Below are 25,729 nucleotides of genomic sequence, written 5' to 3'. Positions count from 1 at the left end.
GTTATGATGCCGGCAATTATCGGCTTTGTCCGCTGCGGCGCCCGTCCATGCTCGTCAAGACCATCATCGTCGTCCTGCTGCTCGCCGCCGTCGTCGCGCTGCTGGCGAGCATGGTGTTCCTGGTCCGCGACCCGAGTTCGCGACGGCGCACGCTGACCGGCCTGAAGATCCGCATCGCGCTGTCGGTTACGCTGCTGGTCTTCATCGTCTTCTCGTACTTCATGGGCTGGATCCAGCCGCATGGGCTGACGCCGTAAAGCGACGGTCCGGTGGGCAGTCCTTTAGGGCGTCAGCAGGCGGCCCTGGACGGTCGCCCCGGTGCCCGCCAGGGCGCCGAACGTCTCGCCAGGGACGGCAATCCGCAGACCCGAACAGCGCATTAAGAAATGCCTGAAAAACGCCGTCGGCGCGACGGCCACGCAGCGGCCGTGGCGATCCGTAGACGCCGCCGGCATCGTGCGCGGCGGGCTGGCTTCATCGCCTACGCTCCTTGCCATGACGATGGATGAACTTCTTTGGAAGCTTCCTTAACGAAAAAAGGCGACCCGAAGGTCGCCTTTTTTTCGGACGCGCGCCCGCCGTTCAGAGCCAGTAGACGACGATGAACAGGCCGAGCCAGACGATGTCGACGAAGTGCCAATACCAGGCCACGCCCTCGAAGCCGAAGTGCGAATCCGGCTTGAAGTGACCGGCCATCAGACGCAGCGTGATGACGAGCAGCATGATGGTGCCGAGCGTCACGTGCAGGCCGTGGAAGCCGGTCAGCATGAAGAAGGTCGAGCCGTAGATGCCCGACTTCAGCGTCAGGTTGAGCTCGGTGTAGGCCTCGATGTATTCGTGCGCCTGGAAGTACAGGAAGGTGGCGCCGAATGCGACCGTCGCCCACATCCACAGGATGCACGGCAGGCGCTTGCCGGCCTTCAGCGCGTGATGCGCCATCGTGATCGTGACACCCGACGACAGCAGCAGCACGGTATTCAGCAACGGCACGCTGAACGCCGGAATCGTCTTGAACGCGCCGCCGGCATTGGCGGGACCGTTCGACGGCCACGCCGCCTCGAAGCCCGGCCACAACACCAGATTGGTCGCGACCTTCGAACCCTCGCCGCCGAGCCACGGCAGCGACAGTTCGCGCGCGTAGAACAGCGCGCCGAAGAAGGCGGCGAAGAACATCACCTCGGAGAAGATGAACCACGACATGCCCCAGCGGTAGGTGCGATCGACCTGGGCGCTGTACTGGCCGCCCTCGCTTTCGCGCACGATGTCGCGGAACCACAGGAAGATGACGGCGATCGCCAGCGCGCCGCCGACGTAGATCGGCAGGGGCCCGATATGGTCATCCTCGAGATAACCGGACACGCCGGCGACCAGCGCCACCAGCGCGGCGGTCAGGATGAACGGCCACACGCTCGGTGCAGGCACGAAGTAACGCTCGGCGGAATGCGCGGCTGGGGACTCCATGACTAACTCCTCTTCAATTCTTCTGTGCAACGTCGGTGACGTCGAAAAAAGTGTAGGCCAGCGTGATGCGGTCGATGTCCTTCGGCAGCTCCGGATCGAGCATGAACACCACCGGCATATGTCGCTCCTCGCCGGCCGCGAACGGCTGGCGGTTGAAACAGAAGCATTCGGTCTTCTTCAGGTACTGCGCGGCGTCGGACGGCGCGACGTTGGGCACCGCCTGCGCGACGATCGCGTGGTCCTGCGTGTTCTTCATGTAGAAGCTCACGGTCGTCATCTGCCCCGGATGCACCTGCACCGTGGCCTGGTCGGCACGGAACTTCCACGGCCGGCCGCCGTTGACCGTCGTCAGGAACTCCACGGTCACCGTGCGGCTCGCATCGACGCTCGCCGTCTTGATCGCCGCCGCCTCGTTGGCAACCTTGCCGTTGAGTCCGATCGCGTAGCAGAGCTTGTTGTAGAGCGGCACGGTCGCGAAGCCGAAACCGAACATGCCCAGCGTCACGAACAGCAGGCGCAGCCAGTGCCGGCGACGCAGGTCGGCGCTCATTTGTGCACGACCGCGTAGACGAACCCGCCGAGCACCAGCACGGCGAGGCCGATATGGACCCAGAACAGGATCACGTTGCGGCGGGAGCGTCTGTTGTCGTTCATCGTCGGAAAATCCGTCGTGCCCGTACGAACCTGCGACTGCACGGGCACGGCTGAGCGTCCGTCAGTGCGCCGCTTCGGCGTCGTGCACGCCCGTCACTTCGGAGACGGGCAACGCCGGCGGGTCCTCGAAGGTGTGGTACGGGGCCGGCGACGGCACCGTCCACTCGAGGCCGCGCGCGCCTTCCCAGACGCGATCCGGCAGGTCGCGCTTGCGGCCGAACCAGCCGTAGCAGCAGCCGAGGATATTGAAGATGAAGATGAACTGCGTGACGAAGAAGCCGAACGCGCCGATCGTGCTGATCTCGTTGAAGTCCGTGAACTGCAGCGCATAGTCGGGCACGCGGCGTTGCATGCCGGCGAGGCCGAGGAAGTGCTGCGGAAAGAACGTCAGGTTGATGAAGATCGCCGACAGCCAGAAGTGCGTCTTGCCCCAGAACTCGTTGTACATGCGGCCGGTCCACTTCGGGATCCAGTAGTAGACCGCGGCGATGATCGAGAACACCGCACCCGGCACCAGCACGTAGTGGAAATGCGCGACGACGAAATAGGTGTCGTGATACTGGAAGTCGACCGGCGTCATCGCCAGCATCAGGCCCGAGAAGCCACCGATCGTGAACAGGAACACGAAGCCGACCGCGAACAGCATCGGCGTCTCGAAGCTCATCGAGCCGCGCCACATCGTCGCGACCCAGTTGAAGACCTTCACGCCGGTCGGCACCGCGATCAGCATGGTCGCGAACATGAAGAACAGCTCGCCGGCCAGCGGCATGCCGACCGTGAACATGTGGTGCGCCCAGACGATGAACGACAGGAAGCCGATCGCCGCCGTGGCGTAGACCATCGAGTCGTAGCCGAACAGCGACTTGCGCGCGAAGGTCGGGATGATCGTCGAGACGATGCCGAAGGCCGGCAGGATCAGGATGTAGACCTCGGGGTGGCCGAAGAACCAGAAGACGTGCTGGAACAGCACCGGATCGCCGCCGCCGGCCGCCGTGAAGAAGCTGGTGCCGAAGTACTTGTCGGTCAGCAGCATCGTCACCGCGCCGGCGAGCACCGGCATCACGGCGATCAGCAGGTACGCGGTGATCAACCAGGTCCACACGAACAGCGGCATCTTCAGCAGCGTCATGCCGGGCGTGCGCATGTTGAGGATGGTCACGACGACGTTGATCGCGCCGGTGATCGACGAGATGCCGAGCAGGTGGACCGAGAAGATCAGGAACGGAAACGCGTTGCCGGTCTGCAGCATCAGTGGCGGATACATGGTCCAGCCGCCGGCCGGGCCGCCGCCCTCCATGAACAGCGTCGACAGCATCATCGTGAAGCCGAACGGCAGGATCCAGAAGCCCCAGTTGTTGACGCGCGGCAGCGCCAGATCGGAGCAGCCGATCATCATCGGCACCATCCAGTTGGCGAGGCCGACGAAGGCCGGCATCACGCCGCCGAAGATCATCACCAGCGCGTGCATCGTCGTCATCTGGTTGAAGAACTCCGGCTGCACGAACTGCATGCCCGGATGGAACAGTTCGGCGCGGATCACCAGCGACATCAGGCCGCCGATGAAGAACATCGTGAACGCGAAGAACAGATACAGCGTTCCGAGGTCCTTGTGGTTGGTCGTCTTGATCCAGCGCATGATGCCCTTGTCGGGACCGTGGTGCGCGTGATCGTCGTGGCCGTGCGCGAGATCGTTCGTGTGAGCCATGGGGAACTCCTCTCTGGTACTGATGCGCCGCTTACTTGCGCAGCGCGGCGACTTGTGAAGGCTGGATCACGCTGCCCTTGTTACCCCAGGACTGGCGCTGGTACGTGGTCACCGCGGCGACGTCCTCGTCGGACAGCTGCGGGAACGGCGGCATCAGGTTCTTGCCCTTGAGCACCTGCAGGATGTGCGCGTCGGCCGGACCGTTGGCCACCTTACTGCCGTGCAGCGACGGAAAGTTCGGCGGCAGGCCGGTGCCGTCGGCCTGATGGCAGGCGGCGCAGTTGGCCTTGTAGATCTTCTCGCCCTTCTTCACCAGCTCGGTCGGTTCCTCGTCCTTGGCGGCCGCCGGCTTGGCGGCCGCGGTGGCGACTTCGGTCGCCGCGGGAGTCGCAGCTTCGGCGGCGACCGGCGCTGCATCGCTCATCGTCGCCGGCGCGGCGGCGGCCACTTCACTGGCGCCGCCCTTCTTCGCGGCCAGAAACGCCTTGAATTCCTCTTCCGGAACGGCGCGCACGACGATCGGCATGAAGCCGTGATCACGGCCGCACAGCTCGGCGCAGACACCGCGATAGGTGCCCGGCTGCTCGATCTTGGTCCAGACCTCGTTGATGTAGCCCGGGATCGCGTCCTTCTTGACCGCGAACTCCGGCACCCACCAGGCGTGGATCACGTCGTTGGCGGTGATCAGGAAACGGACTTTCTTGCCGACCGGCAGCATCAGCGGATTGTCGACGTCGACCAGATAGTTCGGCACCTTGGTGACGTCGATGCCGGAGCCGGTCTGGCGCGCGGCGTTCGACTCCTGAGACAGCGTCGAGAAGAACGAGACGTCCTCGCCGACGTACTCGTACTGCCACTTCCATTGATAGCCGGTGATCTTCACCGTCATATCGGAATTGCGCGTGTCCTCCATCCGGATCAGCGTGCCGGCCGCCGGTACGGCGAGACCGATCAGGATCACGAACGGGATCAGCGTCCAGGCGATCTCGACCTTGACGCTTTCGTGGAAATCGGCCGGCTTGGGATTCCTGGAGCGGCGATGGTTGATGATCGAGTAGATCATCACGCCGAAGACGAGGACGCCGATGATGGTGCAGACGGCGAAGACCTTCATGTGCAGACCGTGCACCTCGTGCGCGATCTCGGTGACGCCGGTCGGCATGTTGTAGCCGCCGCTGGTCTGGGTGTACGCCACAGCCTGCAGCGCGATCAGCGCCAAGCCGGTGCCCGCCACCAGACGCGCCAGCCATCCCTTCTTCGACATTTATCGCTCTCCCAATGGCAACCCTTGCGCGGACGACGGTCCGTGCATGCCTGGGCGGCTTCGCCAGGCGGGTGTCAATAATTCCTGCAAACGCCTTTGCAGGCGCTCGCGCTCCTCGTCTGTCAGGCAGCGGCCTATTTCGACCTGCTGTCCCCCGCTTCTTAACCACAACCGCATCGGCGCATGGCGGGTCGCGCCCGATTCAAGTTCAGCCCTGGTCCAATGGCGCGACAGCGTCACGACCGTGCTCGCACCACGGCCCAGCCTGCCGAATTCGATCCGGACGTTATCGCCCGAGAACCACACCACTTCGCGATAGGCGTTGCGTCTGACCGAAACGATCAGCGCGGCGCCCAGCGCCCCCAGCTCCAGTCCCGCGAACGGCAGCACCGGCCACAGGCCCCGCGCCGCCATCAGACCGGCAATGCCGAAGCCGGTTGCCGCCATCAGCCCGAAGAACAACCAGGCCTGGCGAACCGTCAGCGACGCGTTCGGACCGATCATCAGCTGCGTGTCCCGGCTCATGCGCGCAAGACCGTTCCGTCGAGCCCTTGGGAGTGTAGAGCATGGCTGAAAACCGGCGCAAAAGGAACACCACTTCCGGACTAGGTCGCGGCTGCCCCGGCCAGCCCCAGGACGCCGCGCGTGGCATCCGTGTCGAGCGCGTGACAGTTCGCCGACGGATCGCCGTTCTCCGGCAGCACGCCGAGGCAGGGCGCCGGCAGCCGGTCGCGCAGTGTCTCCAGATTGTCCTGCCAGTACGGCTGCGCCGGCGGCAAGCGGTTGGCGACCCAGCCGGCGAGCCGCGTGCGGCGCATCACCGCCTCGGCGGTCAGCAAGGCGTGATTGATGCAGCCGAGGCGCAGGCCGACGACCAGCACGACCGGCCAGCGATGGCCGCCGACCCAGTCGGCGAAATCGCAGGCCTCGTTCAACGGCACCCGCCAGCCGCCGGCGCCCTCGACGATCACGCAGGCATGGCGCTGCGCGAGTCGCGCGTGTCCGGCGTCGAGCATCGCCGCATCGATCGCGACGCCCTGCTCGCGCGCCGCCAGATGCGGCGCGATCGCCGCCGGCAGCGCGACCGGATTGACGTCCTCGTAGCGCAGCGCGCCGCCGCTGGCATCGAGCAGTTGCAGCGCATCGTCGTTGCGCCACTGCCCGTCGATGCGTTCGCAACCGGAAGCGACCGGCTTGTAGCCGACGGCATCGAGCCCGAGCCAGCGCGCGTGGCGGATCAGCGCCGTCGCCGCGCGGGTCTTGCCGACGCCGGTGTCGGTGCCGGTGACGAAGAGTGTGTGCGCGCTCATGGTTTCTGCAGCACCAGGTAGAGGATCTCCCAGCTCGCGTAGACGCCGCCGTCGCGGCGCCACGGCGCGTAAGCCTGCTCGAGCCGCGCCAGCGCCGACTTGCCGAGCCAGTGACGGCGGCGCGCCGGACTCGCATTGCCCGCGCCGATGTCACGCAGCTCCTGCATCAGCGCGCGCACGTCGGGATGCTGCGGCTGATAGAGCTGCCGCACCTCCGCCCGCACGGCGAGCCCTGACGCGGCGGCGGCGGCGCGCCAAGCCTCGGCCGCGGCAAAGCGATGGACGTGCTCGGCCGCGTCGATCTGTCGCCACGCGAGGCGCAGCTCGCGCAGCGTCGCCGGCCCCGGCACCGCGAGCGCCAGCAAACCGCCCGGCGTCAGTACGCGCGCCGCCTCGTCGAGCGCCGCCTGGCGGTGCGAACACCATTGCAGCGCCAGATTCGAGAACAGCAGGTTGACGCTAGCCGTGGCCAGCGGCAGCGCCTGCGCATCGGCGATCAGGCCCTGCGCGGCGTCGCGGCCGCGCGCCTGCGCGACCATGCCGGCGGCGCGGTCGAGCGCGACCAGCGCCGCGTCCGGATATTGCGTGCGCAGCGCCGGCAACGCCGGCCCGGAGCCGCAACCGAGATCGACGACGCAACGCGCCCTTGCGGGTGGCGGCAGCAGCGCGAGCAGCTGCGCGCGGGTCTGCGCCTGCAGCCGCGCGGCCTGCTCGTAGCGCACCGCGGCCGCCGAGAAGCGACGCGCGGCGCGGCGCTCGTCGAGCGCCTGCAGGCCGGCGCCGCTCACGATCCGCGCAGCCCGTCAGCGAGCGCGGCGAGCAGCGCGTCGATCTCGGCGGCGCGGTGCGCGGCGCTGAGCGTGATGCGCAGCCGCGAGGTATTCGGCGGCACCGTCGGCGGACGGATCGCCGCCACCCAGAAGCCCTGCTCGAACAGGCGCTGCGACAGACGCAGCGCGCGCGTCGCGTCGCCGAGCAGCAGCGGCTGGATCGGCGTCGCCGAATCGAGCAGCGCGATGCCGAGCTGGCGCGCGCCGTCGCGGAAGCGGCGCAGATTCTCGTGCAGCGCCGCACGGCGCTCGGATTCTTCCTGGATCAGACGCAGACCGCAGCGCGCGGCGGCGGCGACCGCCGGCGGTGGCGCCGTCGAGAACACCCAGCTGCGCGCGCGCTGGATCAGGTATTCGATGAGATCTTCGTCGCCGGCGACGAAAGCACCGGCCGCGCCGGCCGCCTTGCCGAAGGTGCCGACCTGGATGTCCGGCGTCACGCCGCTCAGCTCGAACGCGCCGCGGCCCTGCGCCCCGAGCACGCCGAAGCCGTGCGCGTCGTCGACCATCAGCGCCGCCCCGTGCGCGGCGCACGCCGCGGCGAGCGCCGGCAGCGGCGCGAGATCGCCGTCCATGCTGAACACGCCGTCGCTGACCAGCAGCTTCAGCCGCGCCGCGCCGCCATCGCGCAACGCCGCGTCGAAACCGGCGGCGTCGGCATGCGCGACGCGCCGGTAGCGCGCGCCCGACAGGCGGCCGCCGTCGATCAGCGAGGCGTGGTTGAGTTCGTCGGCGACGAGCAGATCGTCACGGCCAAGCAAGGCGCGCAGCACGCCGAGATTGGCGGCCCAGCCGGTCGAGAACAGCAGCGCGCGCGGCCGGCCGACGAAGGCGGCGACTTCTTCTTCGAGCCGCTGATGCTCGCGGTTGTAGCCGGACACCAGCGCCGACGCGCCGCTGCCGGTGCCGCCGGCCAGTGCGCGCCGCGCCGCTTCGGCGAGGCGCGGGTCGGCGGCGAGACCGAGATAGTCGTTGCTGCAGAAGTTGATGCAGCGGCGGCCGTTGACGTGAATCTGCGCGCCATGGCCGCCGTCGATGACGCGGCGCACGCGATACAGGTCAGCGGCGCGAATGCGCGCCAGCTCGGCCGCCAGATGCGAGCCCAGCGGCGACTGCGCCGCGCGTGCATCGTCAGCCGCCATCGCCGGACGCTCAGCCGTGGGCGCAGGCGGCAGCGCCACCGCAGCCGCCCTGCGCATGCCCGTGCGCCGGCTCGCGGCCGTGCTCGTGCGCGCAGGCGTCGGCCGGCTCGACGCGACCTTCCGTGCGCATGCCCAGGCGCGCGATCAGCGCGCGGTCCTTGGCGTTCTGCGGGTTCTCGGTCGTCAGCAGGCGCTCGCCGTAGAAGATCGAGTTGGCGCCGGCGAAGAAACACATCGCCTGCATCTCCTCGCTCATCTGCTGGCGCCCGGCTGACAGGCGCACCTGCGACTTCGGCATCAGCACGCGCGCGACCGCGATCATCTTCACGAAGTCGATCGGATGAACCTCATCCTGGCCCTGCAGCGGCGTGCCCTCGACCTGCACCAGATTGTTGATCGGCACGCTTTCCGGATGGACGTCGAGATTGGCGAGCTGGCGCAGCAGCTCGGCACGGTCCTGCGACGCCTCGCCCATGCCGACGATGCCGCCGCAGCAGACCTTGATGCCGGCCTCGCGCACGTTGTCAAGCGTCTGCAGGCGATCCTCGTAGGTGCGCGTGGTGATGATCTTGCCGTAGAACTCCGGCGAGGTATCGAGATTGTGGTTGTAGTAATCGAGGCCGGCATCGGCGAGACGCTGCGCCTGCGCCGGCTTGAGCATGCCGAGCGTCACGCAGGTCTCCAGGCCCATGTCCTTCACCGCGCGCACCATCGCCTCGACGCGCTCGATGTCGCGATCCTTCGGCGAACGCCAGGCCGCACCCATGCAGAAGCGGGTCGCGCCGTTGACCTTGGCCTCGGCCGCCGCCGCCACGACCGCGTCGAGCGGCATCAGCGGTTCCTTCTTCAGCCCGGTCTCGTAGCGCACCGACTGCGGACAGTACGCGCAGTCCTCGGGACAGGCGCCGGTCTTGATCGACAGCAGCGTGGCCAGCTGCACGGTGTTCGGCTCATGGTGCTGCCGGTGTATCGTGTGCGCGCGGAACAGCAGGTCGTTGAACGGCAGATCGAACAGCGCCTGGACCTCGTCGTGGCGCCAGTCGTGACGCAGGCCGTCGGCCGGGCGGCACGTCTCGGAAGCGCCGGACGCGGCGGATACGCTGGGGCTGAGCACGGCCGACATGCGGATTCCTTCAGGGAGCGAACCCTGTGATGAAAATTCGACTAATGATTTTGAGACGCATCGAAGCGCACGCAGTTTCCGTGCGCCGATGGTTTTAGTGTTCCGGGTCGCGCCATGAGTTGTCAACTCAAAATGCCATGCCATGGTTGACATCCGCCGGGAACTACTGGCCCTGCTGTCCCCCGCCCGCTGCCAGTTCTGCGACGCGCCGACTGGCGATCTGACGTTGTGCGCGGCCTGCCGCGCCGGCCTGCCGTGGAATCAGCCGGCCTGCCCGCGCTGCGCGCTGCCGCAAACGCACGACCAGCCCTGCGCCCGTTGCCTCGCGAACCCGCCGCCGTACGTCCGCGCCTGGGCGCCGTTCCGCCTCGAAGCGCCGATCCGCGAGCAGATCCACGCGCTGAAGTACGCCGCCGACTTCGTGCCGGCGCGCACGCTCGGCCGTCTGCTGGCGCTGAGCCTGGGCGCACGCGGCGGCGACGCCGTGGACGTCGTCATCCCGGTACCCCTGCATCCGGGGCGTCTGCGCCGGCGCGGCTACAACCAGAGCGTCGAGCTGGCGCGGCCGCTCGCCGACGAAGCCGGGCTGCGCGTCGAGGCCGGTTGGGCACGACGCACGCGCACGACGCAAGACCAGATCGGCATGGATGCAATCGCGCGGCGGCGCAACGTGCGCGGCGCGTTCAGCGTCGACGCCAGCGTGCGCGGCCTGCGCGTGGCCCTGCTCGACGACGTGATGACGACCGGCGCGACGCTCGGCGAACTGGCACGCAGCTGCCGGCGCGCCGGCGCCGCGACGGTGGAGGCCTGGGCGCTCGCGCGCGTCGCCTGAAGCCGTCGGCGACCGGCCCGGCTAACGCCAATCGAGCACGAGCCCGATCAGGATCGCCAGGCCGATGTAATGGCTGTGCAGGAAGGCGCGGAAGCTCGCCGCCGGCTCACGCGCACGAATCAGCCACTGCTCGTAGACCGCGCAGCCGGCGCCGACTGCCAGCCCGGCGTAGTAGAACGCACCGCGCCCCTCGTGCAGGCCGACCCGCAGCAGGATCAGCAGCGACAGCGCCTGCAGCGCCGCGGTGATCAGGCGGTCGTGACGGCCGAACAGGATCGCCGACGACTTCACGCCGATCTTCAGATCGTCTTCGCGATCGGCCATCGCGTAGTAGGTGTCGTAGGCGATCACCCAGCACAGGTTCGCGGCGATCAGCGCCGTCGCCATCCCCCAATCGACGGTGCCGCGCACGGCGGCGTAGGCCATCGGGATGCCGGCCGAGAACGCCAGGCCGAGAATCGCCTGCGGGATCGACAGCACGCGCTTGGCGAACGGATAGCTGCCGGCGAGCAGCACCGCCGGCACCGACAGCGCGACCGCATACGCATTGCGCAGCGACAGCAGCAACGCGAACGCGACGAGCGACAGCACGACGAACACGCCGACCGCCTCACGGCCGCTGACGCGACCGGCGGCGACCGGCCGCTGCCGCGTGCGGCTGACGTGCGGATCGAAATCGCGGTCGGCGTAATCGTTGATCGCACAGCCGGCCGCGCGCATCAGCACCGTGCCGAGCACGAAGACCGCGAGCACGTGCAGCGACGGCGGTCCGCCGGCGGCGAACCACAGCGCCCACAGCGTCGGCCACAGCAGCAGGTAGATGCCGATCGGCCGGTCCATGCGCGTGAGGCGCCAGTAGTCGGCCAGCTTGTCGCGGGAGAGCGGATTCATGATCGGACGCAGTATCGCATCGCGGCGTGATGCTCAGACGCGCGCGTAGCGGTCCGGGTCGCCGACCCAGCGCGCGATCAGCAGCTTGGCGAGTTCCGGCTCGCGTTCGAGCCAGCGCTCGGCGAGTTGCTGCAGCGGCGGCACCAGCGCCGCGTCGCGCAGCGGGTCGGCGAGCTTCATGCCGATCTCGCCGGTCTGGCGACGGCCCAGCAGTTCGCCGGGCCCGCGCAGTTCGAGATCGCGCTGCGCGATCGCGAAGCCGTCGGTCGTCGCCCGCATCGTCTCCAGGCGCGCCCGCGCCGCCTCGCCGAGCGGCCCCTGATACAGCAGCACGCACTGGCTCTTCTCGCTGCCGCGGCCGACGCGGCCGCGCAGCTGATGCAGCTGCGAAAGACCGAGGCGCTCGGCGTTCTCGATCACCATGATGCTGGCGTTCGGCACGTCGACGCCGACCTCGATCACCGTGGTGGCGACCAGCAGCTGCGTGACGCCGTCCTTGAACGCGCGCATCTGCTCGTCCTTGGCCTCGCCCTTCATGCGCCCGTGCACGAGGCCGACGCGCACGCCGGGCAGCTCGGCGCGCAGGCGCGTCGCGGTCGCCTCGGCGGCCTCGGCGTCCAGTTCCTCGGACTCCTCGATCAGCGTGCAGACCCAGTACGCCTGACGCTGCTGGCGGCAGGCCTCGCCGATGCGCGCCAGCACCTCGTCGCGCTTCTCGTTCGACAGCACCACGGTCTGCACCGGCGTACGCCCCGGCGGCAGCTCGTCGATCACCGAAACGTCGAGATCGGCGTAGACGGTCTGCGCCAGCGTGCGCGGAATCGGCGTCGCCGACATGATCAGCTGGTGCGGCGCCCGGGCCCCGCCCTTGTCGCGCAACGCCAGGCGCTGCTGCACGCCGAAGCGGTGCTGCTCGTCGACAACGACCACCGCGAGGCGGTGAAAGCGCACCTCGTCCTGGAACACCGCATGCGTGCCGACGATCAGCGCGGCACTGCCGTCGGCGATCGCCGCCAGCGCGGCGTCGCGGCGCGCCTTCTTCAGTTTGTTGGCGAGTAGCACCGGCGTCAGGCCGAGCGGCGCGAACCAGCGTTCGAGATTGCGCTGATGCTGCTCGGCGAGCAGCTCGGTCGGCGCCAGCAGCACCGCCTGCAGACCGGCGCGCGCGGCGGCCAGCATCGCCACCGCCGCGACCACGGTCTTGCCGCTGCCGACATCGCCCTGCACGAGACGCAGCATCGGCTGCGCGGCGCCGAGATCGCGGCAGACCTCGGCGATCACGCGCCGCTGCGCACCGGTCATCGCGAAACCGAGCACGGCCTGCAGCTCGGCCGTCGCCTGCGCGGCGTCCGGCAGCCGCGGCGACGGCCGGCTGCGCTGACGCTGGCGCAGCACGCGCAGGCTCAGCTGGTGCGCGAGCAGCTCCTCGCACTTCAGGCGCTGCTGCGCCGGATGCGTCCGCGCGAGCAGACGCTGCGCGTCGCGATCGTCCCGGGGCTGATGAATCGCGCGCAGCGCCGCCAGCGTGTCCGGGCCGTCGAGCCCCGGCAGCGGGCGCGCCAGATCGGCATCGCGCGCGGCGAGGGCCAGCGCCTGCTCGATCAGCTGGCGCAGGCGCGCCTGCGTGAGGCCGGTCGTCAGCGGATAGATCGGCGTCAGCGTCGCCTCGGGCTGCAGGTCCTCGGCCGCGTCGGCGACGCGGCACTGCGGGTGCACCATCTCGAGGCCGCCGCTGCCGGCACGCACGTCGCCGAAGACCTGCAGCCAGCGCCCGCTGGCGAGCTGGGCGCGCTGCGCTTCGTTGAAATGGAAGAAGCGCAGCAGCAACGGCCCGCTGCCGTCATCGAGGGTGACGCGCAGCGTGCGCCGCCCGGCGAAGCGCAGATCCTGAGCGACGATGCGGCCGCGCACCAGCGCTTCCTGACCGATGCGCAGCTGCGCGACCGGCTGATGCGCGCGGCGGTCCTCGTAGCGCAACGGCAGATGGAACAGCAGATCGCGCACGCGGGCGAGCCCCAGCGTGCGCAGGCGCATCGCCACCGCCGGGCCGGCGCCCTTGAGGAAGGTCGCCTCGGTGTCGAGCGTCAGCGCGGGACGCGGACCACCGGGCGCCGGCCGTGCGGAGGCCAAGAGATCAGTCGAGGACGAGAACGCCGTCGGCTTCGATGCGCGCGCCGCGCGGCAGCTGGGCGATGCCGATCGCGGCGCGCGCCGGATACGGCGCGCTGAAGTACTGCGCCATGATTTCGTTGACCTTGGCGAAGTGCGTCAGGTCGGTCAGGTAGACGTTGAGCTTGGCAAGCTGGCTCAGCGTACCGCCGGCAGCCTTGGCGACGGCGTCGAGATTCTTGAACACCTGATGGATCTCGTCCTCGATCGTGGCGTTGCTGAGCTGCATGGTCTGCGGATCGAGCGGAATCTGCCCGGAGAGGTACACCGTGTCGCCGCAGCGAACCGCCTGCGAATAAGTGCCGATCGCCGCCGGGGCGGCGTCGGTGTGAATGATCTGCCGTGCCATGTCGTTTCTTTCTCTAGTTTTCTGGGGATGAGGATGAAGCGCCGGTGATTGTCCGCGAAGCCGGCGCGACAGCCAAGGCAGGAAGCCCGAACTCGCCGGAATCCGTCGCCATCGCCGCCCGGCGCGTCCGGCGATCGCCGGCGAAAGCGGACGTTCCGGACGGCCACCGCCGCCGGCGCGCCGATTACGCGCGAATGACGCGCTCGACGCCCTCGATGCGGCGCAGGCGGCGCAGCACGCGCGCCAGGTGCACGCGATCGCGCACGGTGATGATGAAGCGCATCTCGACCGCCTCGCTGCCGGCGCGATCCGGCATCTGCACGTTCTCGATCGACGACTCGGCGCCGGCGATCTCGGCCGTGACCTTGGCCAGCATGCCGCGCTTGCGGATCGTCTTCATGCGGATTTCCGAGAGGAAATCGCCCTGCACGCGCTCCGACCAGGCCAGCGGCACCCAGTCCTGGGGCCGCGCCTTGGCCTGCCGGCAGTCGAGCCGGTGCACGACGATGCCGCGCCCGGTGCTGACGTGGCCGCGAATCTCGTCGCCCGGCAGCGGGTAGCAGCAACGCGCGTAATCGAGCACCAGCCCTTCGGTGCCTTCGATCGCCAGCGGCGCCGCCTGCCCCGGCTGGCGGTCCGCCTCGCCCTCCGGCAGGAAATGGCGGGCGACCAGCGCGGCCAGGCGCTCGCCCGAGCCGATCGCGGCGAACAGTTCCTCGACATCGTGCATCTGGTGCATCTTCAGCACCGGTTGCAGGCGCGCCTCTTCCTTGAGCACCGAGGCCGGCACGTTGAGCTCGCGCAACGCGATCTCCAGCAGACGCCGGCCGAGGCGCACGGCCTCATCCTCGCGCTGCGTGCGCAGATAGCCGCGCACCGCGGCACGCGCCTTGGCGGTCTTGACGAAGTTCAGCCAGGCGGCGTTCGGGCGCGCATGTCGCGAGGTGATGATCTCCACCGTCTGGCCGTTGCGCAGATGCGTGTTGAGCGGCTCGAGCTGGCCGTCGAGACGTGCCGCGACGCAGTGGTCGCCGAGTTCGGAATGCACCGCGTAGGCGAAATCGACCGAAGTCGCGCCGCGCGGCAGGCGGCGAATTTCGCCGCGCGGCGTGAACACGTAGACCTCGTCCGGGAACAGGTCGACCTTGACGTTGTCGACGAAGTCCATGGCGTTGGTGGAGCCGTACTCGTCGAGCAGGCCGGACACCCATTCGCGCGCGCGCACCTGCGGCGCCGACTGGCTGTCACGCTCGCCGAGCTTGTACTGCCAGTGCGCGGCGATGCCGCTCTCGGCGACATGGTGCATGTCGCGCGTGCGGATCTGGATCTCGATCTTGTGGCCGCCCGGGCCGACGCAGGAGGTATGCAGCGACTGGTAGCCGTTCGACTTCGGATTGGCGACATAGTCGTCGAACTCGCCCGGCACCGGCTTGTAGACATGATGGGCGACGCCGAGCGCGCGATAGCAGTCGTCGACCTTGTTGACGATCACGCGAAAGCCGAGCAGATCGGTGATCTTCAGCAGCTTCAGCTTCTTGCGCCGCATCTTCTGGTAGATGCCGTAGACGTTCTTCTCGCGGCCGACGACGCTGGCGCCGATGCCCTCCTCGCGCAGGACCGTCGACAGCTTCTGCTCGACCTCGCGGATCAGCTTGCGGGTATCGCCGAGCTGGGCCTTGATCGCCTGCACCAGCACCGCGTACCGGCGCGGATAGAGGTTGGCGAACGCCAGGTCCTCGAGCTCGGTGCGGATGAAATAGATGCCCAGGCGCTGCGCGATCGGCGCATAGATGTCGAGCGTCTCGCGGGCGATGCGCCGCTTCTTCTCGGGCGCCATGGCGCCGAGCGTGCGCATGTTGTGCAGGCGGTCGGCGAGCTTGACGAGGATGACGCGCAGATCCTGCGTCATCGCCAGCAGCAGCTTGCGGAAGCTCTCCGCCTGCATCTCGGCGCGCGAGCGGCCTTCGATCTTGGCGATCTTGCTGACACCGTCGACCAGCACCGCGACGTCAGGACCGAACTCGGTCGCCAGCTGCTCGCGCGAGATGCCGGTGTCCTCGATGACGTCGTGCAGGATCGCCGCGATCAGCGTGGTGTGATCGAGCCGCATCTCGGCGAGGATGCGGGCCACCGCCAGCGGGTGGTAGACGTACGGCTCGCCGGACGAGCGCCGCTGCCCCTCATGAACGTTCTTGGCGAACTCCGCGGCGCGACGGACCTGGGCGATCTGCTCTTCCGGCAGGTAGCCCTCCAGCATGCGGGTCAGCGCGTCCATGCCGAACTCGCGCTCGGCACGCTGCGTGCGCAGGGCGTTGCCCAGGCGCTGAATGACGGAAAGCTGCTCCATGACCGGAGTATATGAAGGCGCGGCGGTCGTCGCGCAAGCAGAACCTGCCGATCCGCAACGGTCCCGCCGCGCCGTCCGGCGCCGCGCGCCGGTCACCACTGCATCGCCGCGATTGCGCGGCGTGCCCCGGCGCGCAGCGCGGCGTCCGTCCGGACGTCCGGAGCGCTCGAATGCGGCGCCGCACCGGCCGCTCCTTCACGCGAAGCCGGAAAAGCAAAAGGCCCGCGCGAGGCGGGCCTTCGGACCGAAGCGAGACGGATCAGGCGTCGAACGACGGGTCCAGCGCCTCGAGCTCCATCTTCGGCTGCTGGATCGCCGGCAGATCGACCTCGTCGAGCACCGAGCGGTCCGTGTAGCCCTCGGCGATCTCGCGCAGCGACAGCACCGTCGACTTGTGGTTGCCCCACGGCAGCTTGGCTTCGGCGCCGCGCGCCAGCTGGCGGGCACGCTTGGCGGCGACCAGCGTCAGGTCGAACTGGTTCGGAATCAGCTTCAGGCAATCTTCAACGGTTACACGTGCCATGACTTAGCTACCATCGGGCATCACAACGGAAGGGCGCGGGATCATACCGGAACGGGCACTAATTGGCCAGAAGCTGGGCGATCAGGCCGGCATGCGCCGCGATCTGCCGCTGACCGCGCAGGCGCGGCTCGAGGAAGATCGACACCATTTCGGCCAGCGCGCATTCGAAGTGCTCGTTGACGATCAGGTAGTCGTACTCGGCATGGTGGGCGATCTCCTCATGCGCCTCGCGCATCCGCGCCGCGATCACCGCGTCGGAATCCTGGCTGCGGCCGCGCAGACGCCGCTCCAGCTCGGCGAGCGACGGCGGCAGGATGAAGATGCCGATCGCCTGCGGCCACTCGCGCTTGACCTGCCGGGCGCCCTGCCAGTCGATGTCGAGGATGACGTCGTGGCCGGCGTCGAGCAGTGCCCGCGTCTCCGACAGGCCGGTCCCGTAGCGACGCCCGAACACCTCGGCGTGCTCGAGGAAATCGCCCCGGCCGATCTTGTCGACGAAGCAGGCCTCGTCGATGAAGTGGTAATGCACGCCGTCGGTCTCGGCCGGTCGCGGCAAGCGCGTCGTGAACGACACCGAAATCGTCGCCGTCACGCCATGCCGCGCAAGCGCCGGCACCAGCGCCCGCGTCAGGCTGGTCTTGCCGCCGCCGCTCGGCGCCGAAACGATGAAAAGACTGCCCTGGCTCATGCGCTGCCCGCTCCCACGTCCGGTCGCCGCTCACTCAATGTTCTGGACCTGCTCGCGGATCTGCTCGATCGCGACTTTCATCTCGACCGCGCAGCGCGTCATCTCCGCGTCCTGCGACTTCGACGACAAGGTGTTCGCCTCGCGGTTGAGCTCCTGCATCAGGAAGTCGAGCCGGCGGCCGACCGATTCGCCGCGCGCCAGCGAGGTGCGCACTTCCTGCAGATGGCTCAGCAGACGCGACATCTCTTCTTCGACGTCCAGGCGCTGCGCCATCAGCGCCAGCTCCTGCGCGAGGCGCTGGGGCTCGACCTCGACGCCGAGCTCGGCGCAGCGCGCCTTGAGCCGCGCCAGCCACTGGTCACGCACCTGCGGATGGCGGGCGCGGACGTCGGCGACCAGCGCTTCGATCGCCGCACAGCGCTCGACGATGAACTGCTGCAGACGCTCGCCTTCGCGCGCACGTGCCGCAGCGAAGTCGCGCAGCGCGGCATCGAACAGCTTGCGCGCCTCGGCAAGCAGCGGCGTGAAATCGGACTGCTCTTCCTTGACGACGCCCGGATACGCGAGCACACGCATCGGCTCGGGCACGGCGGTAGCGCCCAGCTCCGCAGCGAGCGCATCGAGCGCGTCCTTGAGTTGCACGAGGCGCGGGCGGTCGAGTTCGATGCGGTCGGCAGCCGCCGCCTCGCGGACGTAGCGCATCCCGCATTCGACCTTGCCGCGCGCAATCTTGGCGCCCGCCGCCTGGCGCAGCTCGCCCTCGAGCACGCGGAACTCCTCCGGCAGCTTGAACTGCACGTCGAAGTAGCGATGATTGACGGACCGCAGCTCCCAGCTGAGGCGCCCCCAGGGGAATGCGGCCTCGACACGGGCGTAGCCCGTCATGCTGTGGATCATGTGATGTGAACTCCCGATGGCTGTCCGCCGCCGACGGGGCGGACCGGATGACGCGGCATTGTAGCGGCGTCGCTGCGGGATGATGGCGGACGGACACGGACGGCGCGCGTCGCGCCGAAGAAAACGCGGCTAGACGAGCGTTCGCATAGCCGCGGCGTAAGAGTGAAGCGCTGTGCTACTTCGTTTGGAACCGGGCGGCAGCCTTTGCGGCATTTACTCCCTGGGAGAACCGCCCTTGCGGAGACAGTCCGCTTACTTCTTCGCCGCCTTCTTCGTGGCCTTCTTGGCCGCCTTCTTCGCGACCTTCTTCACGGCCTTCTTCGCGACCTTCTTGGCCGCCTTCTTCACGACCTTCTTGGCAGCCTTCTTCGCGACCTTCTTGGCCGGCGCCTTCTTGGCCACCTTCTTGGCCGGAGCCTTCTTCGCAGCCTTCTTCGTCGCCTTCTTCGCAGCCTTCTTCGCAGTCGCCATCTGGACATCCTCCTCGAGAGACAAGGTTCGCGGAAATCTCCGCGCAGATTCGGGAATCGCTTGCTTGCGTATTTCCACGTTGTGAATTTTTACTGATAAAAAGTTTTCAAATCAATGTCTTCATCAGGACAGAACTCAAGTCATCATGCGCCGACACACTTTCATCGCCGCAATCTGCATCGTCACGACTGCGTTTTTCAGCACCTCCGTCATCGCCCTGAAACCTAGCTCTGATGCGGGTTTCAGGGCATTCGCGTCATTGCGTTACGACGTCGTGCGCACGCTGCCGCACGCGCGTTCCGACTTCACGCAAGGGCTCGAGATCTGCGATGGCACGATGATCGAAAGCGTCGGCCTCTATGGCGTTTCTGCGCTGATTCGGAAGGACATCGACAGCGGCGAAGCGCTGCGGCACTACCGTTTGCCGCCGGCATTTTTCGCCGAAGGCGCGACCTGCGTGGGCGATCGCATCTACCAGATCAGCTGGCGCGAGGGCACGGCCGTCGTCTACGACCGCCAGCTGCAGCCGCTTGCCGTGCTGCACTACGAAGGCGAAGGCTGGGGTCTGACGCACGACGACGAGCACCTCATCATGAGCGACGGCAGCGCTACCCTGTTCTTCCGCCGCCGCGACGACTTCGGCGTCGCCCGCACGATCGAGGTTCACGACGGCGCGCACGCCATTGATCGTCTCAATGAACTCGAGTACGCGCACGGCCTGATCTTCGCGAACATCTGGCAGTCGAGCCGCATCGCCGTGATCGATCCCGCGGACGGCGCCGTGCTCGCGTGGCTGGATCTGTCGGCGCTGTCGCAGCGCTTCGAACGCGGCGCCGACTGGGACGCCACCGACAACGTCCTCAACGGCATCGCCCACGACGCCGCACACGACCGCTACTACGTGACCGGCAAGCGCTGGCCGGTGATGTACGAACTGCGCCTCGCCAGGCTGCCGAAGCCGCGCGCCGCGATGGCCGACGGCATCCCGGAGCGCTGAAGATACGAGCCAAATGGTAACTGTAATTTCCACTGCATCGATAAATGCATAGCCAGCATTGACGCTAAATCCGCAAGCGCCTTATAACGGCTCACCCGACGCCTTCCGGAGAAGCGGTAATGCAACTTACGCACGAGCACAAGGAGCTGTACCGCACGGTCAAGACCTTCGTCGAAGGGGAGTTGAATCCGCACATCGCCGAATGGGAACAGGCCGGCATCTTTCCGGCGCACGAGGTGATGAAGAAGATGGGCGACCTCGGCCTGCTCGGCATCACCAAGCCGACGCAGTACGGCGGCCTCGGGCTCGACTATTCGTACGAGGTGCTGTTCGCGCAGGCGCTCGGCAACTGCAACTGCGGCTCGCTGCCGATGGCGATCGGCGTGCAGACCGACATGGCGACGCCCGCGCTCGCCCGCTTCGGGTCGCATGAGCTGCGCAAGGAATATCTCGAGCCGGCGATCCGCGGCGACATGGTGGTGTCGATCGCGGTTTCCGAGGCCGGCGCCGGCTCCGACGTCGCCAACATCAAGACCACGGCGCGCAAGGACGGCGGCGACTACGTCATCAGCGGTTCGAAGATGTGGATCACCAACGGCACGCAAAGCGACTGGGCCTGCATGCTGGTCAATACCTCGGACGGCAAGCCGCACCTCAACAAGAGCCTGATCGTCGTGCCGATGGACGCCAAGGGCATCGATCGCAAGACCAAGCTCGACAAGCTCGGCATGCGCGCGTCCGACACGGCGATGATCTTCCTCGACGAAGTGCGCGTGCCGCAGCGCAATCTGATCGGCCAGGAAGGCATGGGCTTCACCTACCAGATGCTGCAATTCCAGGAAGAGCGCCTGTTCGGCGCCGCCAGCGGCATCGACGGCCTGTTCAACGTCATCAACGAGACGATTGCCTATACCGGCCAGCGCCAGGCTTTCGGACAATCGGTGCTCGACAACCAGTACGTGCACTTCCGGCTCGCCGAACTGCGTACCGAGGTCGAGGCGTTGAAGGCGCTGGTCTACCAGACCACCGAGGAGTACCTGAGCGGCAAGCACTCGCCGGAGCACATTGCGATGCTCGCCAGCATGTGCAAGCTCAAGGTCGGGCGCGTGTCGCGCGAGGTGACCGATGCCTGCCTGCAGTTCTGGGGCGGCCAGGGCTTCATGTGGGACAACGTCGTGACGCGCGCGTATCGCGACACGCGCGTGGTCTCGATCGGCGGCGGCGCCGACGAGGTCATGCTCGGCATCATCTGCAAGATGATGGGCATCCTGCCGGGCAAGAAGAAATTCGAGCAGATGAAAGCGGCACGCGACTCGCGCGCCGCATAGTCCAGAGGGCCTCTGGAGGAGAGAACGGAAAGGGCCGCGGCGCATGCCGCGGCCTTTTTCCTTTCCGGCGCGGCGGCGCGCTCAGAAGCGGATCGTCGTCGTCTGCCGCCGGTCGATGTCGAAACGGACCGTATCCGAGAAGTCGACGCTGTCGTTGCGGGCCGGATCGTCCTCGTCGGCCTGGCAGGTCAGCGCGGCGGTATAGCGGCCGTCGGGCAGGAACGCGACGGTGAAGCTGCCGCCGCCGCTGGTCGTCACCGTCGCCGAGGTCAGCGGCTGCGCGCCGCTGCCGCCGATGTCGTCGGGCGTGACCTCGCCCTCGTAGACATAGACTGCCGGCACGCAGCCGGAGCCCAGCGCCGACACCGTGCCGCTGAGCGTGCCGGTCTTGTTGTTGTCGACCAGGCGCAGAGCCGACACCAGGCGATACACATCCGGCTTGGCATCGGTCGGCTTGAGCAGCGCGCGGCGCAGATCGACATCGAGCGTCAGTGCGGTGTTGTCGACATCGTCGACCGAGAAATCGGACGCGAGCGTCAGGCGATCGTCGCTGTCGTCGGCGACGTAGAGCGGCAAGGTCTCGCCGGTCCGCAGGCGCACGTAGGCGTCGGCGGTGCTGTCGTCGGCCGTACGCAGCAACAGGCGCACCGCATCGTAGTCGCCGGAAGGCACGCTTTCGTTGCTCAGCAGCGATTGCGTCTTGCCGCCGTTGAGCGCCAGCAGATCGACGCGCAGCGGCGTGGCGAACTCGAAGCGCTGCCAGCCCTTGTCGACGGACTTGAGCTCGACGCCGGTGATCGTCACGAGCACGCTGCTGGCGTCGGTGTAGGGCGCGTCGGTCAGCTGCAGGTCGAGCCGCCCGTCGTCGCAGCCGCTCAGCGCCAATGCGCCGACCGCGGCACAGGCCCAGAGGATCCGCATCGCCGTGCTCCTGATTGCGTGGGCCGCCATCATGGCAGCGGCTTCAGGAGCGTGCCAGCGCTGCCGCCTCGAAATCGACGATGCCGTCACGTCCGAACTCGCTGGCGTAATGGCACAGCGCGACGGCACCGTCCGGATAGCGCCGGTAATGCGGCGGCTGACGCGTGCAACGCTCGTCGGCCATCGGGCAGCGCGACACGAACAGGCAGCCGACCGGCGGCGCGTACGGACTCGGCAGCTCGCCGTCGCGGGCGCGAAAAGCCGCGAATGCGTCGTGCCCGGGAATCGCGGCGAGCAGCGCCCGGGTGTACGGATGCCGGGGTGTCGCGAACAGTGCGTCGCGCTCGGCCTGCTCCATCAGCTTGCCGAAGTACATGACCAGCACGCGGTCGCTGATGTGACGGACGACGCCCAGGTCATGCGAAATGAACAGGATCGCCAGCTGGTATCGGCGCTGCAGATCGCGCAGCAGGTTGACGATCTGCGCCTGCACCGAGACGTCGAGCGCCGACACCACCTCGTCGCAGATCAGCAGCTTCGGCCGCACGATCAGTGCGCGGGCGATCGCGATGCGCTGGCACTGCCCGCCGGAGAACTCGCGCGGATAGCGCTCGGCGTCGTCCGCCGACAGGCCGACCTGCTCCAGCATCTCCAGCACGCGGCGGCGACGCTCGTCGGCCGGCAACTCCGGGTGCAAGATCTTGAGCGGCTCGCCGATGCAGCGGCCGACCTTGAATTTGGGATTGAGACTGGCCAGCGGATCCTGGAAGACCATCTGGATGTCGCGGCGCAATTCCTTCCAGCCGCGCTTGTCGAGCCCTTTGAGCTCGCGGCCTTCGAAGCGCGCCGAACCGGCCGTGACCGGCTCGAGCCCGGCCAGAGCCCGGGCCAGCGTCGACTTGCCGGAACCGGATTCGCCGACCACGCCCAGCGTCTCGCCGCGGCGCAGATTGAAATTGAGATCGTCGACCGCGCGCAGCAGGCTCGGCGGCTGCCACGGCAGCCAGCGCCGGCCGCGGTAGTGGACACGCAACTGTCGAACCGCGAGCAGGGGCGGCACGACTTCGGAATTCGCAGGAGTGGGAGCAGGACGCACCGCGGCACGACTCTGGGCAGGCAGGCCGATCTCGCATCGGCAGCGCACGACCGCGCTATTTTACGGCCGACACCCCGATGCCGAGAACGGCCTGCCCCGCCGCCGGCCGGGCGGGCAGGCCCGGCCGTCCCGCATGAAGATTCACTCGAGCAGCGAGCGCAGCATCCAGGCGGTCTTCTCGTGCAGCTGCAGGCGTTGCGTCAGCAGATCGCAGGTCGGCTCGTCCTGCGCCGACTCGGCGATCGGGAACACGCTGCGCGCGGTCTTCGCGCAGGCCTCATGCCCTTTCACCAGCAGGCGGACCATGTCCATCGCCTCCGGCACACCATCGGTCTCCTCGATCGAGGACAGCGCGGCGTACTGCTTGTAGGTGCCCGGCGCCGGGAAGCCGAGCGCGCGAATGCGTTCGGCGACCAGATCGACCGCGGTCGCCGACTCGGTGTAGTGCGTCTCGAACATCAGGTGCAGGGAGTTGAACATCGGCCCCGTGACGTTCCAGTGGAAGTTGTGCGTCTTCAGGTACAGCGTGTACTCGTCGGCCAGCAGGCGCGACAACCCTTCAGCGATCGCCTTGCGATGCTGCTTGTCGATGCCGATGTCGATCTTGGCAGACCCGGCTTCCTTGGCTTTGTGCTTGGCCATGACGTTTGGCTCCTGTCGAATGATGCAAATGAGTTTAGAGTGCATCATCGCGCCAGCGAAATGATCTTTATCAAGCCGCGCGATTGAGACGGGCTATCGAGCCGCTGGCGATTAGGGCGCGACTCAGGCCATCAGCAGTTTGTGCTTGCGGTAATAGCTGAAGATGTCGTTGAGGTTGCGCTTCGGCTTCCAGCCGAAGGTCTGCCGGAACAGGCGTCCGTCGATGATCACCGGATACTTGAAGTAGTTGATCAGGTACGACGGGAAGAACGCATTCCAGTTCAGCGCGCCGCTGATCATCTTCGGCAGCAGCGGAGGAATCGACGGCACCGGCAGCTTGCGGCAGCCGCACTGCTCGACGGCGACCTGGTAGGTTACGTAGTCGTCCGGCGCGACGTTATAGATGCCCGGCTTGTTCTGTTCGAACGCGCAGACGATGGCATCGGCCATGTCGTCGACGTGCAGGAACTGCATCAGCGGCGAGAACCCGACCAGCACCGGCACCAGCGGCCGCGACAGCAGCACCGACATCGTATTGCGGACGCCGGGACCGAGCACGTTGCAGGGACGCAGGATCGTGATGTTCAGCTCCGGCGCCTTCCACAGGTAGATCTGCGCGAGATTCTCGAGCTCGACCGAATCGACGAGGTCCTGCGTCACCTCGCTGGCCTTCAGCGGCGCATCCTCGTCGAGCAGCGCCGGATTGAAGGCCGAGGCGCCGTAGACGAAGTAGGTCGAGTGCAGGATGACCTGACCGACGCCGTACTTGCGGCACAGCTCGAACAGCTTCTTGCCGCCGAGCACGTTGGCGTTGTAGCGGCGCGTACGATCGCCTTCGTGCGCGAAGATGCGGCCGAGATGCAGCACGGCATCGATCTTGTGCCGGCGGAACACATCCTCGAAGCCGCGCTTGTGGATCTCGACCTTGTACGAAGGGATATCGGCGTCGGTCTCCACCTTGCGACGGAAATCGACGGCGACCACGTGGTAGCGCCCGTGCAGCCGCGCGATGACGCGCTTGGCCAGCGAGCCGGCGGCGCCGGTGACGAGGACGGTTTTCTTCTTTTCGTTCATGGGATGCGCGCCGCCGTTCAAAACACGCTGCTGCGTTCGGCCAGACCCCGGTCGATCAGCGCGCGGATGCGCTCCTTGACGGTCTCGACGCGCGCCGTCACCTCCTCCTCGCTGCAGGCCGCCGCGTCGAAGTGCAGCGGCTCGCCGAAGTTCAGGTAGACGCGTGCCGGCAACGGCAGCGGCGGCGCGACCGGCACATAGGGCAGGCCGAGCAGCCGGGCCAGCGGCGAGAGATTGGCGAGCGAGGGCATGGTCTCTTCGCAGCCGACCACGCCGACCGGCACGATCGGCGCGCCGGTCTGCATCGCCAGATGCATGAAACCGTTGCCGAAGCGCTGCAGCTGATAGCGCTGACGATAGAGCTTGCCGGAGCCGCGCACGCCTTCCGGGAAGACGATGATCGCCTCGTCCTGCTCGAGCATCTTGATGCAGTTGAGCGGGTCGCCGATCACGGCGCCGAGGCCGGTCAGCATGCCGCCGAGCCAGGGCACCGTCGGAAAGAAGCGCTCGACCATCGCGCGCGGCGCACGCGGGCCGAGCGGATTCATCGCCATCGCCCCGCCGATCAGCACGCCGTCCAGCGGCAGCTGCCCGGAATGGTTGGCGATCACCAGCACGCGCCCGCGCGGCGGGATATGTTCGAGGCCGTGCGCGGTGACGCGGAAGTACTTGTCGTAGAGCAGCTTGACGATGCCGAGGCCGAGCTTGGCGGCATTCTCGTTGTAGCCCCAGGCGTCGTAGCCGAAGCTGCCGACCGGCTTCGGCATGCGCGCAATCTGCTGCTCGATTTCCGGCGTGACGATGCGCCGGTACCATTCCTCGCGCGAAGCCAGCCGCGCCAGATCCTTCAGTCTCTCGTACGCCTGCATGCCGCCGCCGGTGATTCCGGCTCCCCCTTGTCGTGTCGCGAACACGTTATGCGAAATGGCGGGCGCTCGCCAGCCGCATCCGGCCACGTCGGCGGCATGGCGCACAAAAAAAGCCGCGCCTTCGCAGGCGCGGCCTTGCCGGTCGG

Annotated in this window: 26 protein-coding genes; 4 read left to right on the top strand and 22 right to left on the bottom strand. The window is 67.7% G+C overall.

The window, feature by feature from the left end; all coding sequences use genetic code 11:
* Positions 1 to 47: 47 nt before the first annotated feature.
* Entirely contained in the window at positions 48 to 257 is a 210-nt protein-coding gene (locus tag K343_RS0111100; protein ID WP_028008139.1) for a DUF2909 family protein, read from the top strand.
* Between the two features lie 325 nt (positions 258 to 582).
* Here K343_RS0111100 and K343_RS0111090 read toward each other — a convergent pair whose 3' ends face one another.
* From K343_RS0111090 to bioB, 9 genes are all read right to left on the bottom strand, one after another.
* Positions 583 to 1,461, bottom strand: a complete 879-nt coding sequence (locus K343_RS0111090) for a cytochrome c oxidase subunit 3 (protein WP_028008137.1) — start codon at positions 1,459 to 1,461, stop codon at positions 583 to 585.
* Between the two features lie 13 nt (positions 1,462 to 1,474).
* Complete coding sequence (locus tag K343_RS0111085) at positions 1,475 to 2,011, bottom strand: cytochrome c oxidase assembly protein (RefSeq protein ID WP_028008136.1); 537 nt, start codon at positions 2,009 to 2,011, stop codon at positions 1,475 to 1,477.
* 165 nt (positions 2,012 to 2,176) lie between these two features.
* Positions 2,177 to 3,820 (bottom strand): cytochrome c oxidase subunit I, encoded by a 1,644-nt coding sequence (gene ctaD, locus K343_RS0111075; protein WP_043112545.1) that lies wholly within the window; start codon positions 3,818 to 3,820, stop codon positions 2,177 to 2,179.
* 31 nt (positions 3,821 to 3,851) lie between these two features.
* A complete protein-coding gene (coxB, locus tag K343_RS0111070) occupies positions 3,852 to 5,084 on the bottom strand; it encodes a cytochrome c oxidase subunit II (protein ID WP_051278211.1) in 1,233 nt (410 codons plus the stop codon).
* Complete coding sequence (locus K343_RS0111065; RefSeq protein WP_028008133.1) at positions 5,085 to 5,609, bottom strand: DUF2244 domain-containing protein; 525 nt, start codon at positions 5,607 to 5,609, stop codon at positions 5,085 to 5,087.
* Between the two features lie 80 nt (positions 5,610 to 5,689).
* The gene (bioD, locus tag K343_RS0111060) at positions 5,690 to 6,394 is read right to left on the bottom strand and encodes a dethiobiotin synthase (protein ID WP_028008132.1); all 705 of its coding nucleotides are present in this window, start codon (positions 6,392 to 6,394) and stop codon (positions 5,690 to 5,692) included.
* Positions 6,391 to 7,182: a methyltransferase domain-containing protein gene (locus tag K343_RS0111055; protein ID WP_161628882.1), complete on the bottom strand. Its 792-nt coding sequence runs from the start codon at positions 7,180 to 7,182 to the stop codon at positions 6,391 to 6,393. Before K343_RS0111055 ends, bioD begins: the two co-directional genes overlap by 4 nt.
* A complete protein-coding gene (gene bioF / locus K343_RS0111050; RefSeq protein ID WP_051278259.1) occupies positions 7,179 to 8,366 on the bottom strand; it encodes an 8-amino-7-oxononanoate synthase in 1,188 nt (395 codons plus the stop codon). Before bioF ends, K343_RS0111055 begins: the two co-directional genes overlap by 4 nt.
* A 10-nt stretch (positions 8,367 to 8,376) precedes the next feature.
* Positions 8,377 to 9,489 carry a biotin synthase BioB gene (bioB, locus tag K343_RS21750; protein WP_154662521.1) on the bottom strand — a complete coding sequence of 371 codons (1,113 nt, stop codon included), beginning with the start codon at positions 9,487 to 9,489 and terminating at the stop codon, positions 8,377 to 8,379.
* A 142-nt stretch (positions 9,490 to 9,631) separates the two neighbouring features.
* On the opposite strand from bioB, the gene K343_RS0111040 reads away from it, so the two are divergent.
* Complete coding sequence (locus K343_RS0111040) at positions 9,632 to 10,321, top strand: ComF family protein (protein WP_028008129.1); 690 nt, start codon at positions 9,632 to 9,634, stop codon at positions 10,319 to 10,321.
* A 21-nt stretch (positions 10,322 to 10,342) separates the two neighbouring features.
* Here the strand turns inward: K343_RS0111040 and ubiA are convergent, their stop codons facing one another.
* The 8 genes from ubiA to K343_RS21745 form a co-directional block, all read right to left on the bottom strand.
* Positions 10,343 to 11,212: a 4-hydroxybenzoate octaprenyltransferase gene (gene ubiA, locus K343_RS0111035; RefSeq protein ID WP_028008128.1), complete on the bottom strand. Its 870-nt coding sequence runs from the start codon at positions 11,210 to 11,212 to the stop codon at positions 10,343 to 10,345.
* 33 nt (positions 11,213 to 11,245) lie between these two features.
* Positions 11,246 to 13,342: an ATP-dependent DNA helicase RecG gene (gene recG / locus K343_RS0111030; protein ID WP_211226221.1), complete on the bottom strand. Its 2,097-nt coding sequence runs from the start codon at positions 13,340 to 13,342 to the stop codon at positions 11,246 to 11,248.
* Between the two features lie 4 nt (positions 13,343 to 13,346).
* Entirely contained in the window at positions 13,347 to 13,730 is a 384-nt protein-coding gene (locus K343_RS0111025) for a RidA family protein (protein WP_028008126.1), read from the bottom strand.
* A 184-nt stretch (positions 13,731 to 13,914) separates the two neighbouring features.
* Positions 13,915 to 16,077: a RelA/SpoT family protein gene (locus K343_RS0111020; protein WP_028008125.1), complete on the bottom strand. Its 2,163-nt coding sequence runs from the start codon at positions 16,075 to 16,077 to the stop codon at positions 13,915 to 13,917.
* A 259-nt stretch (positions 16,078 to 16,336) separates the two neighbouring features.
* Positions 16,337 to 16,600, bottom strand: coding sequence for a DNA-directed RNA polymerase subunit omega (rpoZ, locus tag K343_RS0111015; protein ID WP_020650577.1), 264 nt, complete (start codon positions 16,598 to 16,600; stop codon positions 16,337 to 16,339).
* 58 nt (positions 16,601 to 16,658) lie between these two features.
* Complete coding sequence (gene gmk, locus K343_RS0111010) at positions 16,659 to 17,288, bottom strand: guanylate kinase (RefSeq protein WP_028008124.1); 630 nt, start codon at positions 17,286 to 17,288, stop codon at positions 16,659 to 16,661.
* Positions 17,289 to 17,318: 30 nt separating this feature from the next.
* Complete coding sequence (locus tag K343_RS0111005) at positions 17,319 to 18,173, bottom strand: YicC/YloC family endoribonuclease (RefSeq protein WP_245585177.1); 855 nt, start codon at positions 18,171 to 18,173, stop codon at positions 17,319 to 17,321.
* A 264-nt stretch (positions 18,174 to 18,437) separates the two neighbouring features.
* The gene (locus K343_RS21745; protein ID WP_211226219.1) at positions 18,438 to 18,734 is read right to left on the bottom strand and encodes a hypothetical protein; all 297 of its coding nucleotides are present in this window, start codon (positions 18,732 to 18,734) and stop codon (positions 18,438 to 18,440) included.
* A gap of 67 nt (positions 18,735 to 18,801) precedes the next feature.
* On the opposite strand from K343_RS21745, the gene K343_RS0110995 reads away from it, so the two are divergent.
* Positions 18,802 to 19,653 carry a glutaminyl-peptide cyclotransferase gene (locus K343_RS0110995; protein WP_084615830.1) on the top strand — a complete coding sequence of 284 codons (852 nt, stop codon included), beginning with the start codon at positions 18,802 to 18,804 and terminating at the stop codon, positions 19,651 to 19,653.
* A 119-nt stretch (positions 19,654 to 19,772) separates the two neighbouring features.
* Entirely contained in the window at positions 19,773 to 20,981 is a 1,209-nt protein-coding gene (locus K343_RS0110990) for an acyl-CoA dehydrogenase family protein (protein ID WP_028008121.1), read from the top strand.
* An 81-nt stretch (positions 20,982 to 21,062) separates the two neighbouring features.
* Here K343_RS0110990 and K343_RS0110985 read toward each other — a convergent pair whose 3' ends face one another.
* From K343_RS0110985 to K343_RS0110965, 5 genes are all read right to left on the bottom strand, one after another.
* Positions 21,063 to 21,902, bottom strand: a complete 840-nt coding sequence (locus K343_RS0110985; protein WP_028008120.1) for a DUF4382 domain-containing protein — start codon at positions 21,900 to 21,902, stop codon at positions 21,063 to 21,065.
* A gap of 43 nt (positions 21,903 to 21,945) precedes the next feature.
* Positions 21,946 to 22,962, bottom strand: a complete 1,017-nt coding sequence (locus tag K343_RS21740) for an ABC transporter ATP-binding protein (RefSeq protein WP_043112544.1) — start codon at positions 22,960 to 22,962, stop codon at positions 21,946 to 21,948.
* 177 nt (positions 22,963 to 23,139) lie between these two features.
* Positions 23,140 to 23,640: a Dps family protein gene (locus K343_RS0110975; RefSeq protein ID WP_028008119.1), complete on the bottom strand. Its 501-nt coding sequence runs from the start codon at positions 23,638 to 23,640 to the stop codon at positions 23,140 to 23,142.
* 123 nt (positions 23,641 to 23,763) lie between these two features.
* Positions 23,764 to 24,714 (bottom strand): SDR family oxidoreductase, encoded by a 951-nt coding sequence (locus K343_RS0110970; RefSeq protein WP_028008118.1) that lies wholly within the window; start codon positions 24,712 to 24,714, stop codon positions 23,764 to 23,766.
* A 17-nt stretch (positions 24,715 to 24,731) separates the two neighbouring features.
* Positions 24,732 to 25,583, bottom strand: coding sequence for a lysophospholipid acyltransferase family protein (locus K343_RS0110965; protein WP_211226218.1), 852 nt, complete (start codon positions 25,581 to 25,583; stop codon positions 24,732 to 24,734).
* Positions 25,584 to 25,729 lie beyond the last annotated feature (146 nt).

Source organism: Solimonas flava DSM 18980 (assembly GCF_000426685.1).
Classification (GTDB): Bacteria; Pseudomonadota; Gammaproteobacteria; order Nevskiales; family Nevskiaceae; genus Solimonas; species Solimonas flava.
The sequence above is the reverse complement of the archived record's forward strand: the minus strand, read 5'-3'. Positions and strand labels throughout refer to the sequence as shown.

Bases quoted from the DNA above. Each gene is read 5' to 3' on its own strand.
- K343_RS0111100 (WP_028008139.1), top strand. From the start codon at position 48: ATGCTCGTCAAGACCATCATCGTCGTCCTGCTGCTCGCCGCCGTCGTC.
- K343_RS0111090 (WP_028008137.1), bottom strand. From the start codon at position 1,461: ATGGAGTCCCCAGCCGCGCATTCCGCCGAGCGTTACTTCGTGCCTGCA.
- K343_RS0111085 (WP_028008136.1), bottom strand. From the start codon at position 2,011: ATGAGCGCCGACCTGCGTCGCCGGCACTGGCTGCGCCTGCTGTTCGTG.
- ctaD (WP_043112545.1), bottom strand. From the start codon at position 3,820: ATGGCTCACACGAACGATCTCGCGCACGGCCACGACGATCACGCGCAC.
- coxB (WP_051278211.1), bottom strand. From the start codon at position 5,084: ATGTCGAAGAAGGGATGGCTGGCGCGTCTGGTGGCGGGCACCGGCTTG.
- K343_RS0111065 (WP_028008133.1), bottom strand. From the start codon at position 5,609: ATGAGCCGGGACACGCAGCTGATGATCGGTCCGAACGCGTCGCTGACG.
- bioD (WP_028008132.1), bottom strand. From the start codon at position 6,394: ATGAGCGCGCACACACTCTTCGTCACCGGCACCGACACCGGCGTCGGC.
- bioF (WP_051278259.1), bottom strand. From the start codon at position 8,366: ATGGCGGCTGACGATGCACGCGCGGCGCAGTCGCCGCTGGGCTCGCAT.
- bioB (WP_154662521.1), bottom strand. From the start codon at position 9,489: ATGTCGGCCGTGCTCAGCCCCAGCGTATCCGCCGCGTCCGGCGCTTCC.
- K343_RS0111040 (WP_028008129.1), top strand. From the start codon at position 9,632: ATGGTTGACATCCGCCGGGAACTACTGGCCCTGCTGTCCCCCGCCCGC.
- ubiA (WP_028008128.1), bottom strand. From the start codon at position 11,212: ATGAATCCGCTCTCCCGCGACAAGCTGGCCGACTACTGGCGCCTCACG.
- K343_RS0111025 (WP_028008126.1), bottom strand. From the start codon at position 13,730: ATGGCACGGCAGATCATTCACACCGACGCCGCCCCGGCGGCGATCGGC.
- K343_RS0111020 (WP_028008125.1), bottom strand. From the start codon at position 16,077: ATGGAGCAGCTTTCCGTCATTCAGCGCCTGGGCAACGCCCTGCGCACG.
- rpoZ (WP_020650577.1), bottom strand. From the start codon at position 16,600: ATGGCACGTGTAACCGTTGAAGATTGCCTGAAGCTGATTCCGAACCAG.
- gmk (WP_028008124.1), bottom strand. From the start codon at position 17,288: ATGAGCCAGGGCAGTCTTTTCATCGTTTCGGCGCCGAGCGGCGGCGGC.
- K343_RS0111005 (WP_245585177.1), bottom strand. From the start codon at position 18,173: ATGACGGGCTACGCCCGTGTCGAGGCCGCATTCCCCTGGGGGCGCCTC.
- K343_RS0110995 (WP_084615830.1), top strand. From the start codon at position 18,802: ATGCGCCGACACACTTTCATCGCCGCAATCTGCATCGTCACGACTGCG.
- K343_RS0110990 (WP_028008121.1), top strand. From the start codon at position 19,773: ATGCAACTTACGCACGAGCACAAGGAGCTGTACCGCACGGTCAAGACC.
- K343_RS0110985 (WP_028008120.1), bottom strand. From the start codon at position 21,902: ATGCGGATCCTCTGGGCCTGTGCCGCGGTCGGCGCATTGGCGCTGAGC.
- K343_RS0110975 (WP_028008119.1), bottom strand. From the start codon at position 23,640: ATGGCCAAGCACAAAGCCAAGGAAGCCGGGTCTGCCAAGATCGACATC.
- K343_RS0110970 (WP_028008118.1), bottom strand. From the start codon at position 24,714: ATGAACGAAAAGAAGAAAACCGTCCTCGTCACCGGCGCCGCCGGCTCG.
- K343_RS0110965 (WP_211226218.1), bottom strand. From the start codon at position 25,583: ATGCAGGCGTACGAGAGACTGAAGGATCTGGCGCGGCTGGCTTCGCGC.